General features: G+C 63.8%; 14 protein-coding genes. 6 read left to right on the forward strand and 8 right to left on the reverse strand.

The window, feature by feature from the left end:
- Positions 1–123: 123 nt before the first annotated feature.
- The 3 genes from JQK88_RS00340 to JQK88_RS00350 all read right to left on the reverse strand — a co-directional run bounded on the left by JQK88_RS00340 (position 124) and on the right by JQK88_RS00350 (position 2,403).
- Positions 124–504, reverse strand: coding sequence for a c-type cytochrome (locus JQK88_RS00340; protein ID WP_192258815.1), 381 nt, complete (start codon positions 502–504; stop codon positions 124–126).
- A gap of 88 nt (positions 505–592) precedes the next feature.
- On the reverse strand, positions 593–1,777 hold the full coding sequence (locus JQK88_RS00345) for a glycosyltransferase (RefSeq protein ID WP_192258816.1): 1,185 nt from the start codon (positions 1,775–1,777) through the stop codon (positions 593–595).
- 14 nt (positions 1,778–1,791) lie between these two features.
- The gene (locus tag JQK88_RS00350; RefSeq protein ID WP_112561118.1) at positions 1,792–2,403 is read right to left on the reverse strand and encodes a thymidine kinase; all 612 of its coding nucleotides are present in this window, start codon (positions 2,401–2,403) and stop codon (positions 1,792–1,794) included.
- Between the two features lie 237 nt (positions 2,404–2,640).
- Between JQK88_RS00350 and JQK88_RS00355 the strand changes: the two genes are divergently transcribed.
- The 3 genes from JQK88_RS00355 (at position 2,641) to choV (ending at position 5,747) form a co-directional block, all read left to right on the forward strand.
- Complete coding sequence (locus tag JQK88_RS00355; RefSeq protein WP_192258817.1) at positions 2,641–3,576, forward strand: choline ABC transporter substrate-binding protein; 936 nt, start codon at positions 2,641–2,643, stop codon at positions 3,574–3,576.
- A gap of 138 nt (positions 3,577–3,714) precedes the next feature.
- Entirely contained in the window at positions 3,715–4,569 is an 855-nt protein-coding gene (choW, locus tag JQK88_RS00360; protein WP_112561116.1) for a choline ABC transporter permease subunit, read from the forward strand.
- Positions 4,566–5,747, forward strand: a complete 1,182-nt coding sequence (gene choV, locus JQK88_RS00365; protein ID WP_203277150.1) for a choline ABC transporter ATP-binding protein — start codon at positions 4,566–4,568, stop codon at positions 5,745–5,747. Before choW ends, choV begins: the two co-directional genes overlap by 4 nt.
- Here the strand turns inward: choV and JQK88_RS00370 are convergent.
- On the reverse strand, positions 5,744–7,759 hold the full coding sequence (locus JQK88_RS00370) for a transcriptional regulator (protein ID WP_312037215.1): 2,016 nt from the start codon (positions 7,757–7,759) through the stop codon (positions 5,744–5,746). The two genes, choV and JQK88_RS00370, sit on opposite strands and share 4 nt — an antisense overlap.
- A 213-nt stretch (positions 7,760–7,972) precedes the next feature.
- Between JQK88_RS00370 and JQK88_RS00375 the strand changes: the two genes are divergently transcribed.
- Together JQK88_RS00375 and JQK88_RS00380 are read left to right on the forward strand one after the other, a co-directional pair.
- On the forward strand, positions 7,973–9,058 hold the full coding sequence (locus tag JQK88_RS00375; RefSeq protein ID WP_192258820.1) for a PLP-dependent cysteine synthase family protein: 1,086 nt from the start codon (positions 7,973–7,975) through the stop codon (positions 9,056–9,058).
- Positions 9,059–9,077: 19 nt separating this feature from the next.
- A complete protein-coding gene (locus JQK88_RS00380; protein ID WP_203277152.1) occupies positions 9,078–10,565 on the forward strand; it encodes a pyridoxal phosphate-dependent decarboxylase family protein in 1,488 nt (495 codons plus the stop codon).
- Between the two features lie 21 nt (positions 10,566–10,586).
- Here the strand turns inward: JQK88_RS00380 and JQK88_RS00385 are convergent, their stop codons facing one another.
- Complete coding sequence (locus JQK88_RS00385) at positions 10,587–12,467, reverse strand: BTAD domain-containing putative transcriptional regulator (protein WP_246501863.1); 1,881 nt, start codon at positions 12,465–12,467, stop codon at positions 10,587–10,589.
- A gap of 314 nt (positions 12,468–12,781) precedes the next feature.
- Between JQK88_RS00385 and JQK88_RS00390 the strand changes: the two genes are divergently transcribed.
- Positions 12,782–13,063 (forward strand): hypothetical protein, encoded by a 282-nt coding sequence (locus tag JQK88_RS00390; RefSeq protein WP_192258823.1) that lies wholly within the window; start codon positions 12,782–12,784, stop codon positions 13,061–13,063.
- On the opposite strand, the gene JQK88_RS00395 is transcribed toward JQK88_RS00390, so the two are convergent.
- The 3 genes from JQK88_RS00395 to JQK88_RS00405 form a co-directional block, all read right to left on the reverse strand.
- Positions 13,024–13,404 (reverse strand): YciI family protein, encoded by a 381-nt coding sequence (locus JQK88_RS00395; RefSeq protein ID WP_192258824.1) that lies wholly within the window; start codon positions 13,402–13,404, stop codon positions 13,024–13,026. The genes JQK88_RS00390 and JQK88_RS00395 overlap by 40 nt on opposite strands.
- A gap of 93 nt (positions 13,405–13,497) precedes the next feature.
- Positions 13,498–14,907: an ATP-binding protein gene (locus JQK88_RS00400; protein ID WP_203277153.1), complete on the reverse strand. Its 1,410-nt coding sequence runs from the start codon at positions 14,905–14,907 to the stop codon at positions 13,498–13,500.
- Positions 14,904–15,620: a response regulator gene (locus JQK88_RS00405; RefSeq protein ID WP_112561185.1), complete on the reverse strand. Its 717-nt coding sequence runs from the start codon at positions 15,618–15,620 to the stop codon at positions 14,904–14,906. Before JQK88_RS00405 ends, JQK88_RS00400 begins: the two co-directional genes overlap by 4 nt.
- Between the last annotated feature and the right edge of the window lie 172 nt (positions 15,621–15,792).

The raw sequence follows: 15,792 nt of genomic DNA on the forward strand, positions 1-15,792 counted from the left end.
TGATGTTGGCAAGCAGCCGATCTCGGCCGGTGCGGACGTCCTGAAATTCGACAGAGAACTCAATCGGTTGCAGGCGCGAGACAGCTGGCCAAAGCCATCGCTATCACGCTACGCGTCCAGCCGTCAGGGCTTCGGATCGGCCTTCAGATAGGCGATGACGTTGGCAATGTCCTCGTCGCTGGTCAGGCCGGAGAAGGCCATCTTGTTGCCGGGTACTTTCAGCTTGGGGGCGCTGAGATAGGCCTTGAGGTTGGCTTCGTCCCAGACGAGGCCGGCGGCGCCGGCATCCTTCATGGCCTGCGAATAGCTGAAATTCTCGGCTGTGCCGGCTGTACGGCCGACGATACCAAGGAGATGCGGGCCGATCTTGTCGCGGTCGGTTGCCGCCTCGTGACAAGCCATGCATCTGAAGAAAACCTTCTTGCCCAGCGCAGCATCGCCGTCGGCTTGCGCGGCCGCGATACCGGCTAAGTAAAAGACAAGTGCTGACGAAATGGCTCGCATGGCGGTCCCCGGCTGGCTCTGGCTGCGGGCAAAATAGGCTGCAGGGCCTTAACAAACGCAGCATGGTGGCTGGATTGCAAGGCGGGTCTTATCCCGTTCGGTGGAGCGGCATTTCCGCGATTGCCTGCCGGATCGCTTTTTCAATTGCTGCCGATGAATGGTTGTCACGCACGAAGGTGCGGCCGCTCTCCGCCATCTCGGCCGCCGCTTGCGGGCGTTTCGCGAGATCGACGATTTTCGACGCAAGTTCGCCGGCATCGCTGCCTGACAGGAAATGCCTGTCCGCCTGCAGGCCGAGCCCTTCGACGGCTTTTTCGGTGGCGCAGACGACCAGGCCCGCCGCCATCGCCTCGAGCACCTTGATGCGGGTTCCGCCGCCGAAGCGCAGCGGGATCGGCGCATAACCGGCACGGCCAAGCAGGTCCGGCAGATGCGGTGGGTTCTCGATCAGCTGCAGACCATGCTTGGTGCATAAACCACGCACGACATCGCGTGGGTTCCTGCCGGCGACGGTGATCGACCAGGGCCGGCCGGAGGCGGTGAGGCGCGGCACCATCCCGCGTCCGATCTGCTTGACGGCGTCGATGTTGGGGAAATAGCCGAGATGGCCGATGAAGCACAGGCTGAGTTCACGGTACCGCTCGGCACCAATCGGCAGGGAAAGCACACTCTCGTCCGGAATGGGGTTGGCGATGAACCTGACGTCGCCGACGGGGCCGAGAGCGGACAGCAGCGCGCCGTCGGTCGGCGAGCAGACCCAGACCTGATCGGCCATGGCAGCCGCACGCCTGTCGGCGTCGTGCGCCTGCGCCCTCCTGTGCCTATTTTGGCGCCAGCCTCGAATTTGCTGCCACAGCGTCAGGCCGGCGATCCGGTCGGCGACCGTCCGGGATTCGATGTTGTGCTGGTCAAGGACGGTGCGTGCGCGATGCTTCGGCGCCAGCGTCAGCAGCTGCGACAGCGGGATCTCCTCGACCACCACGAGATCGGGCGAGAATTCTCTCCAGATCGCGTCGGCTTCAGCCAGTTCGTCGTCCGGCATCATATGCACGGTCGGGTGAGGGCTGCGCCTGCCCCAGAGACCTCTGCCGCGCGCCGCCTCGATGATCCGGTGACGGATATTCGGCGGTGGAGAAGGCGCCGGGGCGCCAGTTAGGCTTACCGTCAGAACCTCGCCCATCGTTGCCAAGGCGCGCGCATTCGCGGCGTTTCTGATCTCGGCGCCGGATACCGGCGGAAACGGGCAATCGACTGTGAACTGGAGAATTCTCATGTTGCCCCGGCCGTTCAGCCTCTGGTGAAGCCGATGAAGTCGTCGGGTGCTGCGCGGCCCATCTCCTCTTCCCAATGGCGCCGGCAGAGCGAGACGTAGACGTCCTTGCCGATCGCCACCTGTTCGCCCTGTCTTGCTACCTTGCCGTCAGGGCCGAGACGCACGACCATCGTCGCCTTGCGGCCGCAGCGACAGATGGTGCGCACTTCGCGCAGGTCGTCGGCAATGGCGAGAAGGGCACGCGAGCCGGAAAACAGATTGCCCTGGAAATCGGTGCGCAGGCCGTAGCACATCACCGGGATGTTCAGCCGGTCGGCGATACGGGCAAGCTGCCAGACCTGCTCTTCCTCGAGGAACTGCGCCTCGTCGACGAAGATGCAATGCACGGTCGTGTGCTCATGGTGCTCGGCGACGCGAGCGTAGAGATCGTCGCCATCGCGGAACATCTCGGCCTCGGTCTCCAGGCCGATGCGCGACGAGATCAGCCCGGTATCGCCCTTGCGATAGTGGCCGGCGACGAACAGCATCGTCGTCATGCCGCGTTCGCGATAATTATAGGACGCCTGCAGCAGCATCGTCGTCTTGCCGGCATTCATCGTCGCATAGTGGAAGTAAAGCTTGGCCATGCCGTCCTTTTAAGCCGAGTTGTCCTGCCGCGGGGAGGGGGCACTACAGCATTTCACTGGAAAAGCCGTCTGCCATCGAAAAAGCGGCAGGCGTGTCGCTGTTTGGCCAGCCCGCGCCGTTGATCGTGATTGCCTTAGCGCTTGAAACCACACCAGAATGGTGTTTGGCTGACGAAACAAGGCGGGCAAAGAAACCGTAACTACGCTTCGCCAAAGAATCACAATGGGAGACTATCAATGTCGCGTATGAACACCTTCGTCGCCGGCCTCGGTCTGGCGACTTTCCTGTCCACGAGCGCAGCCCTTGCCGGCGATCCGGAGAGCTGCAAGGTGGTGCGCCTTTCCGATGTCGGCTGGACCGACATCCAGGCGACGACCGGCGTCGCCTCGGTGCTGCTCACCGCGCTCGGCTATGAGCCGCAGACGATCCAGCTTTCGGTGCCGGTGACCATGGCGTCGCTGAAGAACAAGGATGTCGACGTCTTCCTCGGCAACTGGATGCCGTCGATGACCAACGACATCAAGGACTATACCGCCGACGGTTCGGTCGAGACGATCAGCACCAACCTGACCGGCGCCGGCTACGGCATCGTCGTGCCGACCTATGTCGCCGATGCCGGCGTCAAGTCGCTGACCGACCTCGGCAAGTTCAAGGACAAGTTCAACGGCAAGATCTATGGCATCGAGGCCGGCAATGACGGCAACCGCATCATCCTCGACATGATCAAGAACCCGAAGGACAATCTCGAAGGCTTCGAACTGGTCGAATCCTCGGAAGCCGGCATGCTGACGCAGGCCGAACAGTCGATGAAGAACAATGAGTGGATCGCCTTCCTCGGCTGGACGCCGCATCCGGTGATGGGCGCCATGAAGATCACCTATCTCGACGGCATGGGCGACAGCGGCTTCGGCGCCGCCACCGTCTACACCAATGTGCGCAAGGGCTACACTACCGAATGCCCGAATGCCGGTAAGTTCATCGCCAACCTGAAGTTCAATCTCGACATGGAAGGCGAGATGATGGACGCGATCCTGAAAGGCGGCGACGCCAACACGGTCGCAGCCGACTGGCTGAAGAAGCACCCTGACGCGGTTGCGCCGTGGATTGCCGGCGTCACCACCTTCGATGGCGGCGATGCGGCCGCAGCGGTCAAGACCGCGCTCGGAAGCTGAGCCGACTGAATTCGGCAAAGCCGAACCAGGAAGGGCAGCCAATCTAGAAAAGGCTGCCCTTTTTCATATCCTGTGAGAAGATGACGTGACGACAGCAGAGGCCGGGGGGCAGGCGGTCTCGCGCATGAGAGGGGCGATATGGATCCGATTTCGAAATTCATGGTCGATCACAAGATACCGATCGGCGCCTGGGGAAAGGCCTTCTTCGGTTTCCTCACCGACAATTTCGACACTGTGTTCAGGGCTTTTTCGAACGGCCTCAATTTCCTGCTCGACGGGCTGGTCGATATCCTTTTGATGGTGCCGCCGGTGCTGCTGGCGCTGGTCATTGCCATCATTGCCTGGCTGCTGCAGCGCTCGCGGCCGCTGGCCATCGGCGTGTTCCTCGGCCTGATCTTCATCATCAACCAGAACCTCTGGAAGCAGACGGTGCAGACGCTGGTGCTGGTCGTGGCCGCCGCCGCCATGGCGATGGCCATCGGCGTGCCGCTCGGCATCTGGGCTGCGCACAAGCCGAAGGTCTACCGCGTCATGCTGCCGGTGCTCGACCTGATGCAGACGCTGCCGACCTTCGTTTACCTGATCCCGGTCTTGACCCTGTTCGGCCTTGGCAATGCGCCTGGCCTCATCGTCACCATCATCTTCGTCATCCCGACCGCGGTGCGGCTCACCCATCTCGGCGTCGTCTCGGTGCCGAAGTCGATCATCGAGGCGGGTGAGGCGTTTGGCGCCACCAAGCAGCAGCTGCTGTGGAAGGTCGAACTGCCGTCGGCGCTGCCGACCATCATGGCCGGCCTGACGCAGTCGATCATGCTGTCGCTGTCGATGGTGGTGTTCGCAGCGCTGATCGGCGCGGGCGGCCTCGGTACGGAAATCAACCGCGCGCTCGGCTCGCGCCGCATCGACCTCGGCCTTGAAGCCGGTTTGGCGATTGTCGTGCTCGCCATCGTGCTCGACCGAATGACGCGCATCGGCGTTGGAGGCAAGAAATGACCGTCGCCGTTGACTTCAAGAATGTCGATATCGTCTTCGGGTCCGATCAGGCCGGTTCACTTGCGCTGATCGACGGCGGTGCCACGCGCGCCGAGATCCTCGAAAAGACCGGCAATGTGCTGGGTTGCGCAGGTGCCAGCCTGACCGTGCACGAGGGCGAGATCTCGGTGCTGATGGGCCTGTCCGGTTCAGGCAAGTCGACGCTGCTCCGGGCCGTCAACCGACTCAACGTGGTGTCGCGTGGCCAGGTGCTGGTCAAGGACGGCGACAACATCGTCGACGTCGTGACCTGCGACCAGGCGACGCTGCGGCGGCTGCGCCAGAAGCAGGTGGCGATGGTGTTCCAGCAGTTCGGCCTGCTGCCATGGCGCACGGTCGAGGAAAATGTCGGCCTCGGCCTCGAACTTGCCGGCGTGCCGGACGCAGAACGCAAGGAGCGCGTGCACAAGCAGCTCAAGCTGGTCAATCTCGACCAGTGGTCGAAGAAATACGCGCATGAACTGTCCGGCGGCATGCAGCAGCGCGTCGGCCTCGCGCGCGCCTTCGCCACCGAGGCGCCGATCCTGTTGATGGACGAGCCGTTCTCGGCGCTCGATCCGCTGATCCGCACCAAGCTGCAGGACGAATTGCTGCAGCTGCAGGCGGAGCTGAAGAAGACCATCATTTTCGTCAGCCACGATCTGGAAGAGGCGCTGAAGATCGGCAGCCACATCACCATCATGGAAGGGGGCCGCATCGTGCAGACCGGCGCGCCGGAAGACATCGTGCTGCGGCCCGCCAACGACTATGTCCGCGACTTCATCGCCAACGTGAACCCACTCTCGGTGCTGACCGCCTGGAACGTCATGCGCGACCGCCGCGACCTGGAGCACGGCGATAACGGCTGGGTGTGGCTCGACCGGCGCAAGACGACGCGCTTCAAGATCGACGATCACGGGCTGGTGGCGGCGGCTGAACGCGACGGCAAGCCGGCAGTGTGGGTGTCGTGCGTCGATGTCGAGGCCCAGCCGGAGGAGACGGCGCAGGTATTCTGGGCCACTCCGGGCACCTCGCTGAAGACGGTGATGCTGGCCATGCACCGCTCGCAGACAGCGCCCGTGGCTCTGTTCGACGACCAGTCACGCTTTGTCGGCGCCATCGGCATACGCGATGTGCTGAGCGCGGTGCTGCGGCGTTAGTTCAGCCCGATGCGCTTAGCGCCGAGCTTGAACAGGGCTGTGGCATCCGGGTCGAAGCGGAAGGTGTCGATGAAGTCGTCGGCGCGGTAGCCAGGAAGCGTCTTGCGGATGGCGGCGGCGAAGGTTTTGGCCTCGTCGAGCCGTCCGGCCAGCGCCAGGCAATGGGCGGCGATCGACAGGATAATGACATGGGCATTGGGGCGGGCCGCGGCCTTGAGCGCCCAATGCGCCGCATCATCGAACTGGCCCAGCCGGACATGGGCCATGGCGCGTGCCCCCATCATGCCGAACAGCAACGGATCGAACGGCGACAGATGGCGCGAATGATCCGACGACCCGATGGCCGCTTGCGGGTCGCCCGACTGCGACTGGACGAAGGAAAGCGCATAGTGGCCAAGCGCGAAATTGGGGCTGAGGTCGACAGCTCTTTGCAGTTCGAGCAGGGATGCGTTGCCTTCGCCGCGCAGCCACAGCGCCCGGCCCATCGCCCAATGCGCGGCCGGATTGTGATCGTCGATCAAAAGGCTTTGGCCGGCCGCTTCGAAGGCGAGCGCGCTGTCCCGGTCGCGGTCGCCCCAGCGCTGGAAAGCACTTTGCCAATGGGTGAAGGACAGGCCGGCATAGGCGCGGGTGAAGGTTGGGTCCTGGCTCAGGGCGATGTCGAAGAAATGCCTGGCCTGCTCGTTTTCGCCGCGGGTGAAGCGATACATATGCCAGAGACCGCGATGGTAGGCCTCCCAGGCATTGAGCGAATTGGGCGCCTTCAGCATGGCGCGGTTGCGCTCGACCGTCTCGATCTCGGATGAGATCGACGCCACGATGCTGTTGCCGATATCGTCGAGCACGGAGAAGATGTCATCGGGCTTGCGCTCGAACGTCTCGGCCCAGACGATCCTGGCGGTGCGCACCTCGACAAGCTCGATGGTGACGATCAGGCGCCCCGTCACGCTACGCACCGTGCCGGTGGCGACATAATCGACATTCAGCCTGCGGCCGGCATCCTCCGGCGCGATGTTTTTCTCGGCCAGCGCGAAGACCGAGCCACGGGCAATGACGAAGAAATCCCTGAGCTTGGCGAGGCGGGTGATGATGTCGTGGGTCAAGCCGTCGGCCAGCCCACCACGAACGCCGCAGCCGTCTTCGGCGAACGGCATCACGGCAAGCGAAGCCTTGTGCGGTATCGTGGCTTCGGAACCGCCAAGCATGATCGGGCTCTGGTTCGGCGTGGGTGGGGCCGCCGGCTGTGCCGGCATAGTCGCGCAGGGCCGTTCCGCGCGAATGGCCAGCCACGCCTGGCGGATAGGACCGAAATCCAGCTCTTCCGACTGGAAGAGCGCAGCTGCGGCGGCAAGATGGTCCTCGCAGGCGCCGAACTGGCCGCGCCGCGCCAGCCTTGCCAGGAGCGCGATGTGGGCGCAGCTGTCGAACGGGGTCAATTCCAACCATTTTTCGAGATGGGAGGAGACGTCTTCGGAATCGGCCGGGAGCGTCTTGACCAGATGTTCCAGGATGGCCGCGTGGCAGGAGCCGAATCGGCGACGCTGCGCGGTCAACCAATTGTTGAAGAGTGGGCTGCGGTCGATCTCCAGCCCCTCGAGGAAATCGCCGACGAAGAGCTTCGACAGGGCCTGCAGACGCTCGGTACCAAGCTTTTCGATTCCCGCAGCAGCCGCTGACGCGACATCCAACGCGTCGACGCAAATGCCGTCGAGATCAAGCGCGATCGTATCATCAGCGGTTTGGATCCTGCGGCGGTCCGGTTCGTCGAGAGCGGCCCGCAATTTGCTGAGGCACCAGCGAAGCTCGCCCCTGGGATCATTTGGAACATCCCACAGCAATTCGCAGAGTTTGCCACGTCCGACTGGATGCGGCGCCAGCGCCAGATAGGCGAGCAGCGCGCGCAGTTTGCGCGATGCCGGCAAAGCCACCGGGACGCCGTCGCGCACAAGCGCCAGCGACCCGAACAGGCGCACGCTAAGACCTTGATGGCTTTTCGCCTGGCTCGATTCCACGCCAGTTTCCACGCCTGCTCCCACGCTGGGCCTCCAGCCCTTGCTTTATCACCGAACACGACAAAGTGCACCCGGCTCGCAAAATCTGCGCGCCGAATGTGGGATTTACCACATTGCGGCACGTCAAAGACCTGTAGTGCGGCAAGGTGTCGAAACCTCGCCGCCCAAACCGCCGGTGTGTAACCGGCCCGTGAGCAAACCAGGAGTTCATCCATGTTGCATCAGCAGAAAATCAGAACCACGGCCGGCCGCGGCCGCCTGTTCGACAGCATTCTCGACACGGTCGGTGACACGCCGGTCATCCGCGTCAACAATCTCGGCCCGGCGCACGCCACCATCTACGTCAAGGCAGAGTTCTTCAATCCGGCGTCATCGGTGAAGGACCGGCTGGCGCTCAACATCATCGAGGAAGGCGAGCGCACCGGCGCGCTCAAGCCGGGGCAGACCGTCATCGAGGCGACCAGCGGCAACACCGGCATCGGTCTTGCCATGGTCTGCGCGCAGAAGGGCTATCCGCTGGTGGTGACGATGGCCGACAGTTTTTCGGTCGAGCGCCGCAAGCTGATGCGCATGCTGGGCGCCAAGGTGGTGCTGACGCCGCGCGCCGAGAAAGGCTTCGGCATGTACAAGAAGGCGGTGGAACTGGCCGAAGCCAATGGCTGGTTCCTGGCCCGCCAGTTCGAAACCAAGGCAAACGCCGCCATCCACGAGGCGACCACGGGACGCGAGATCGTCAACGATTTCGCCGGCTCGCGGCTCGACTATTTCGTCACCGGCTACGGCACCGGCGGCACCGTTGCCGGCGTGGCGCGTGTGCTGCGCCGTGAGCGGCCCGAGACCAAGATCGTGCTCACCGAGCCCGCCAACGCGCAGCTTGTCGGCAGCGGCAAGCCGCAGGAGCGCGGCGCAGGCGGCGCGCCGGCCGTCAGCCATCCGGCCTTCGAGCCGCACCCGATCCAGGGCTGGACGCCGGACTTCATCCCGAACGTCCTGCAGGAAGCGATCGATGGCAACTTCTATGACGAGGTGATGCCGATCGCGGGGCCGGAGGGCATGAAATGGGCCAAGGCGCTGGCGCAGCAGGAGGGCATCTTCACTGGCATTTCCGGCGGCTCGGCTTTCGCCGTGGCGCGCCAGATCGCCGGCACGGCACCTGCCGGCTCTGTGATCCTGTGCATGCTTCCCGATACCGGCGAACGCTACATGACGACGCCGCTGTTCGATGGCATCGAGGCCGAGATGAATGCGGAAGAGCTTGCTCTCTCGCGCTCGACGCCTGGTTGCCAGTTCCCGGCATGATGACGCGGGAGCAATCTGCATGGACGCGATGTCTGGACACTCGGCTACCAGCACCGAGGAAACGCTTGACCCCTCGGACTGGGCCGATGTGCAGGTCCTGTCGCATCGGATCGTTGATGATGCCGTCGCCTATTTGCGCGATGTCAGGCAACGGCCGGTGTGGCAGGAGATGCCTGGAGATGTGAGAGACTTCTTCACTGCGTCCCTGCCGCAATCGCCAACGCCGCTTGCCGACATCTATGGCGATGTCGTGGACAAGGTGATGCCCTATCCGATGGGCAACATCCATCCGCGCTTCTGGTCCTGGTATATGGGGTCGAGCAATTTTACGGGCGCCCTCGGCGATTTCCTGGCGGCCATCCAGGGCTCCAATCTCGGCGGCGGCAACCATGCCGCCGCCCTGATGGACGGCCAGGTGGTCGACTGGTGCAAGCAGATGATGGGCATGCCGGCTTCGGCCAGCGGCACGCTGGTCAGCGGCGGCTCGATGGCCAACATCATCGGGCTCACCGTGGCGCGCAACACCAAGGCCGGCATCGACGTGCGCGAGCATGGCGTTTCTGCAATCGAGAAGCCGTTGCGCTTCTATGGTTCGGACCAGATCCACTCCTGCCACCGCAAAGGCATGGAGGCGCTCGGCCTCGGCAACAGGGCGTTGCGCCGGATTGCCAGCGACGCCAGCCTGCGCATCGATATCGCGGCTTTGCGGGCGGCGATTGCTGAGGATCGCGCGGCCGGGTTCAAGCCGGCCTGCATCGTCGGCAATGCCGGCACGGTGAACACCGGCGCCATCGACGATCTGCAGGCGCTGGCCAAGCTGGCGCACGAGGAAGACATGTGGTTCCACGTCGACGGCTGCATCGGCGCGCTGATTGCGATTGCGCCTGAGAATGCACATCGCGTCGCCGGCATCGAATGGGCCGATTCCATCGCGCTTGATCCGCACAAATGGCTGCATGCACCGTTCGAGGCGGGCTGTGCGCTGGTCAGGGATGCCTCGGCGCATCGCAAGACTTTCGCGGTGACGCCGGAATATCTGGAATCGACGCCGCGCGGCCTCGCTTCCGGGCAATGGCTGCACGATTACGGACTGCAGACGTCACGCGGCTTCAAGGCGCTCAAAGTGTGGATGGCGCTGCGGGAACATGGCGTCGAGAAGTTCGGCCGCCTGATCGACCAGAATATTGCGCAAGGGCATTATCTCGCGAACCTGATCGAGGCCGAACCGGTGCTTGAGCTGACAGCGCCGACCAGCATCAACATCGTCTGCTTCCGCTATCGCGCGGAAGGGCTCGATGGCGAGCGCGCGAAGGCGCTCAACACCGAGATCATGCTGAGGTTGCAGGAAGAAGGCATCGCCGCCATTTCCGATACGACGGTGCAGGGCCGACATTGCCTCAGGGTGGCGATCAACAACCACCGGACCCGACGCGAGGATCTCGACCTTCTGGTTGCCGAAACGGTCCGCATTGGAAAAGACATCGATGCTGCTGCAGCACCGGATTGAAGAGACCGCGGCCAAGCCGTGTCATTCGGGCAGGCCGGCCAGCCGCAGCGCTTCAACATATCTGGCGAAATAGTCCGGCCTGATTTGCCCCACGCGGTGCTTGAGGTTGGAAAGCGTCAGTTCGGGGTCGAGCCGCAGCGAGCGCGCGATATGCTTGCTCGCGGCATCCAACCTGCCGGCCATGGCATTGCTAGCGGCCGCGACGCGTAGTCCGGTGAGATAGTATGGCTGCGCGCGGGAAGCAGCCTCGGCGAGCGGCCAGGCGGCGGCGTAGCGACCAGCCGCGAAATGGGCGAAGGCGGTGAAACACTGCATGAAGAAGGTCAGCGGATCGAGCGGGCTCAGCCTCCTTGCCCGCGACAGGTGCTCGATGGCGATGTCCGGATCGTCGTAGCAGGCCTTGAGGCAGCCACTGGCGCTCCAGGCGGCCGCGCAGTTAGGGTTCAGCACGAGCGCGCGGTCGACCAGTGCCGAGCCGGCCTCGTAGTCGCCGATGACATAGCCCAGCGCGAGGCCGCTGAAGGCCAGCGCCACAGCGTCGTCTTGGTCGGCAATGGCTACGTTGCCGGCCAGTCGGGAGACCTCAGCGCTCTCCTTCTGCGGGTCAGTCATCCAGCCATTCGCCATTCGCCAGAAATAGCACCAGGCCGCAGCGCCCTTCGCGGCGGCAAAATCGGGATCGAGCTCGATGGCCTTGTAGAACTGCGGGAGCGCGACCTCCTGCCCCTCCCTCGTCCAGCAGTAAAGGCTCGCCATGCCGCGCAAATAGTGGTCATAGGCGTCGAGACTTTCGGTGGGTTTGCGCTTGGCGCGCGCCATCTCTGCCTGTTCGAGCTTGGGCGAAATCGCGCCGATGACGCTGGAAGCGACGAGGTCTTGCAGTTCGAACACCTCCGAGACGCCGCCTTCGAAGCGGTCGGCCCAGAGACTCACACCCGCCGCCGCCTCGATGAGTTGGCCCGCCACGCGCAGCCGGCTGCCGGCCTTGCGGACGCTGCCCTCCAGCACGTAGCGCACACCGAGTTCCCTCGCCACGCGCGTGACGTCGACCGCCTGGCCCTTGTAGGCGAAGGCGGAGTTCCGCGCGATCACGAACAGCCAGCTCACATGCGATAGCGCCGTCGTGATCTCCTCGACCACGCCGTCGGTGAAATAGTCTTGCTCGGCGTCGCCGCTCATGTTCTGGAATGGCAGCACCGCGATCGACGGCTTTTCCGGCACCGAAACGGTAGGGCGCAGCGGCTCCACCTTCGCTTCCAGGCGGGAAAGTCCGATCTTAGGCGGGCCGCCATCGGCCATGGGTTCCTTCAAACGCCCCATGCTGGGCGCTTCGATGCGTTCGACCAGCGCCCGCGTCGCCTCTTCCGGCTCGACTCCGAGCTCACGCTTCAGTGCTTCCTTGCAGGCCAGAAACTGGCGGAAGGCATCGTTGGTCTTGCCGTGGCGGTGGAGGATGCGGATCAGGGCGCGGTGGGCCTGCTCGGCGCATGGGTCGAGAGTCACCAGCCGTTCGGCCAGTCTTTCACAGGCCTGTTCCTCGCGCGGACCGAGTTCCGGCAAAAGGCTTAGCCGCTCGACCAGGTCCAGCGCCTTGCGGGTATAGTTCGCCCGAAGCGGCGCAAGCCACTCGTCGATCTCGTGTGAGAATGACAGCCCGTCGAGCAGGTCGCCCCGGTAGAGGTCGGCCGCTGCGGCGAGGCTCGCACCGTCATCGGCCTGAATCTTCCGGTCGAAAATCCAGATGTCAGCTTCATCGGCGTTCGCCGCCAGCCAGATGGTGTCGGCATTGCCTTCGATGCGAATGGTCTCGTCGCCGGCGGACGGAAACAGCCGCCTGATGTCGACCAAGGCCTGGCGCAGGCTATTTCGCGCCTGCTGCTCGCCGCTGCCTGCCCACAGCATCGCCGCCACCCTCTCGCGGCGAAGGCCCTTGGGCCCAGCCAAAACGAGCGCAGCAAAGAGCAGCGACGTCTTGCGCGTCGCGAAATGCAGAGGTTCCCCGCCTCCAGAGACAACCTCGATGTCCCCAAGCAATCGGATATGCACCCCGACCCCCGTGAAACAGCCCCCGGCAGAATATCACGTCCCGCTGTCGACTTAACGACGATTTAGCGCTTCCATCCGCAGTTTTTTCTGCCGTTTCACGCCTGGATGAACATTGGCAAAGCGAGCCGATGGGACATTGCCCTCGTGAGTTCGAAACAGGGAGAATGACAGTGACCTACATCGGCCTCAGGACCTTCCAGCCGACTTCACGTTTTGCCGACTCGCTCGCCGCCCATGTCACGACCGTCATCGCCGGGCTTCGGCGCCGGTATCAGGACGCCATGCAACGCAGGGCTTTGGCCGGCCTGTCGATATCGGAACTGAAGGACTTCGGCTATCCAGCCGATGAAGCTCCCGCCGATGTCGCAGCTCGCGGCCGCATCGCCGGGCGCAGTTGCCTTGCAGGCTCTTCTCATCCCTCGCCGGCGGCAAGCCGGGCGCCAGGCAGATAGAGCAGGATCGGGCGGATTTCGTAGACTGCCGAAGGGTTCACGCGCCTCAGGTCACGCGCCGCCGCGATGGCTTCATCCTGGGTGGCGCAGTCGAGCACATACAGACCCAGCAATTGCTCCTTGGTCTCGGCGAATGGACCGTCGATGACGGTGCCTTCTCCGGGACCGCGCAGCGTGACGGCGTCGGCGGTCGCGCCCAGCCTTGCCGCCGGCCCAAGCTTGCCCTCACGGGTCAGCCTGGCATTGACCTCGAGCAGGTCGTGCATCAGCGCCGCATCCTGCTGCGGCGTCAGGGACTGGATGGTCTGTTCGACGTGATAGGCCAGGATGGCGTAAAACATGCGGCGATCTCCTCCTGTTCGAGCGGCCGCACTATTGCAAGGTTGGGTTGGCCGATCCAGCCCCGGTGCCCATCGAGACGGTAGTCTGCTGCCTTATGCCGCCAGTGGCAGGCTGAGTTCCGTCAGCAGGCCGCCGCCGGGATGGTTGGACAGATGGACCTCGCCGCCGGCGGCACGCGCAATGTTGCGGGCAATGGTCAGGCCGAGGCCAAGGCCGCCGGTCTGGCGATTGCGCGACTGCTCCAGCCGCACGAAGGAACCAAACACCTGGTCGAGCTGCGCCTGCGGGATGCCCGGTCCCTCGTCGCGGATGACCAGCGTGATCGTGCCGTCCGACTGGCGCAGGCTGAGATGAGCCTTCTTGCCGTAGGTCACGGCATTCTGGACGAGGTTGTTGACGCAGCGTTTGAGCGCCACCGGCCGCGCCATGCAGACCATGCCACGCGGCCTGGCGCCGTCATGGTCGAACGAGACGTCTTCGAAACCGTCGGCGATCGATTCCACCAGCGACCAGAAATCGATCCGCTCGCTCTTCTCCTCGGTGACTTCGAAGGTAGCGAAGTCGATGACGGAGCTGGCAATGCTCTCGATGTCGGCGAGGTCGTGGGCCAGCGCCTCGCGCGCCGTCGATTTGCGCAGGAGTTCGAGGCGCAGCCGCATGCGGGTCAGCGGCGTGCGCAGGTCGTGTGCGAGCGCAGCGGCAAGGTGTTCGCGGTCCTCGACATAGTCGCGCAGCCGGACCTGCATGGCGTTGACGGCTTTCGCCGCGGCGCGGATCTCGCGGCTGCCGGTCTCGGCGATCGGCGGGCTTTTCAGATCCGTACCGATCCGATTTACTGCCGTTTCCATCATCCGATAGGGCGCCGTCAGCCGGCGCAGTGACCAGATCGACATGATCACCACCAGGGCTGCGATCAGCGAATAGAGCGGCAGGCTGTCGAAGCTCAATATCGGCCCGACCGGCGTGTTGGGCTCGGTGAAATTCAGCCATTGGCCGTCGGCGAAGCGGACCGATGCCGTCAGCTTGTCACTCTGGGCGAAGCTCGCCGCCAGTCCCAGGAGGTCGCGCTCCACCGCACCGACATCCTTGGTGAGCACCACGCCGCCAGGCGTGTTGGCCGCCTGCGATGCAGGATCGCGCCGGACGCGTGCGTCGGTGATGCCGAATTTCGACAGCCGTCCGACCAGTATGTCCTCGAGCTCGGCCAGTTCGTCGTCGCCGGCGATCGACGAGGTGACCGCGGGCGTGTCCGAAACGGTCAATGCATAAGTGGCGTTGAACAGGCCGGACGCCGTCAGCTTGCGCTGATCGGGCGTGTCGTCATGCATCAACTGTACCAGCGAATACGCGCGGTCGTTGAGCCGGTAGAGATCGACCTCGTCATTGGCGACGGCGCGGTCGCGCGAGACGATATAGAGGGTGGCAACCTGGCTGATCAGCAGGCCGGCAATGACGATGAGCAAAACCCAGACCGGCAGGGTTTGCGGCAACAGGCGTCTCATTCGGAGGTGGTCTCGGGCAGGAACTGGTAGCCGCCGCTGCGCACCGTCAGAATCAGTTTCGGCGTCTTGGGATCGTCTTCCATCTTGCGCCTGAGACGGCTGACCAGAATGTCGATGCTGCGGTCGAAGGAATAGTCGCTGTCGCCGCCGGAAAGCTCGATGAGCTGGTCTCGGGTGAGCACGCGCTGTGCGCTCTTGACGAAGGTCTGCAGCAGGTTGAACTCCGCCATGGTCAGCTCGACCCTGACGTCGCCCGGCGCCATCAGCCTTCGGCGCGAACAGTCCATCGTCCAGCCGGCGAAATGGTAGATCTGCTTGGTGCTGGCGCGCTTCGGTTCGGCAGCGCCATTGCGCCTGAGCACAGCGCGGATACGGGCCAGAAGCTCGCGCGGATCGAAGGGTTTGGGCACATAATCGTCTGCGCCCATTTCGAGGCCGACGACGCGGTCGGTGGTCTCGGTGACCGCAGTCAGCATGATGATCGGTGTCGAATAGCTGGCGCGCAGGTCGCGGCAGAGCTCCAGCCCGCTCTTTCCCGGCAGCATCACATCGAGAACGATCAGGTCGACCTGCGTGCGGCGCAGTATGTCCTCCATCTCGATGCCGTCGGCGGCAACCGTGGTGCGCAGGCCGCGCTTCTGGAAGAATTCCTGAAGCAGGTCGCGAATGCCCTTGTCGTCGTCGACGATCAGTATGTGCGCATCGGATTTCACGGCGATCCTGTCATTGTTGGCGGGCCAGTCGGTGGCCGCCCTTGAGTCTGCTTTGGCGACGTCACCCACACGATAGAATTCTGGCCACATGTTGGCCAGCGGCGATGATCGCCTGCAGAGCCGATTTGCCAGAAACAATCCAGAAACAAAATTCTATAGTCCGGAAAAACTT

The organism is Mesorhizobium caraganae, from assembly GCF_016836705.1.
Taxonomy (GTDB): Bacteria; Pseudomonadota; Alphaproteobacteria; order Rhizobiales; family Rhizobiaceae; genus Mesorhizobium; species Mesorhizobium caraganae.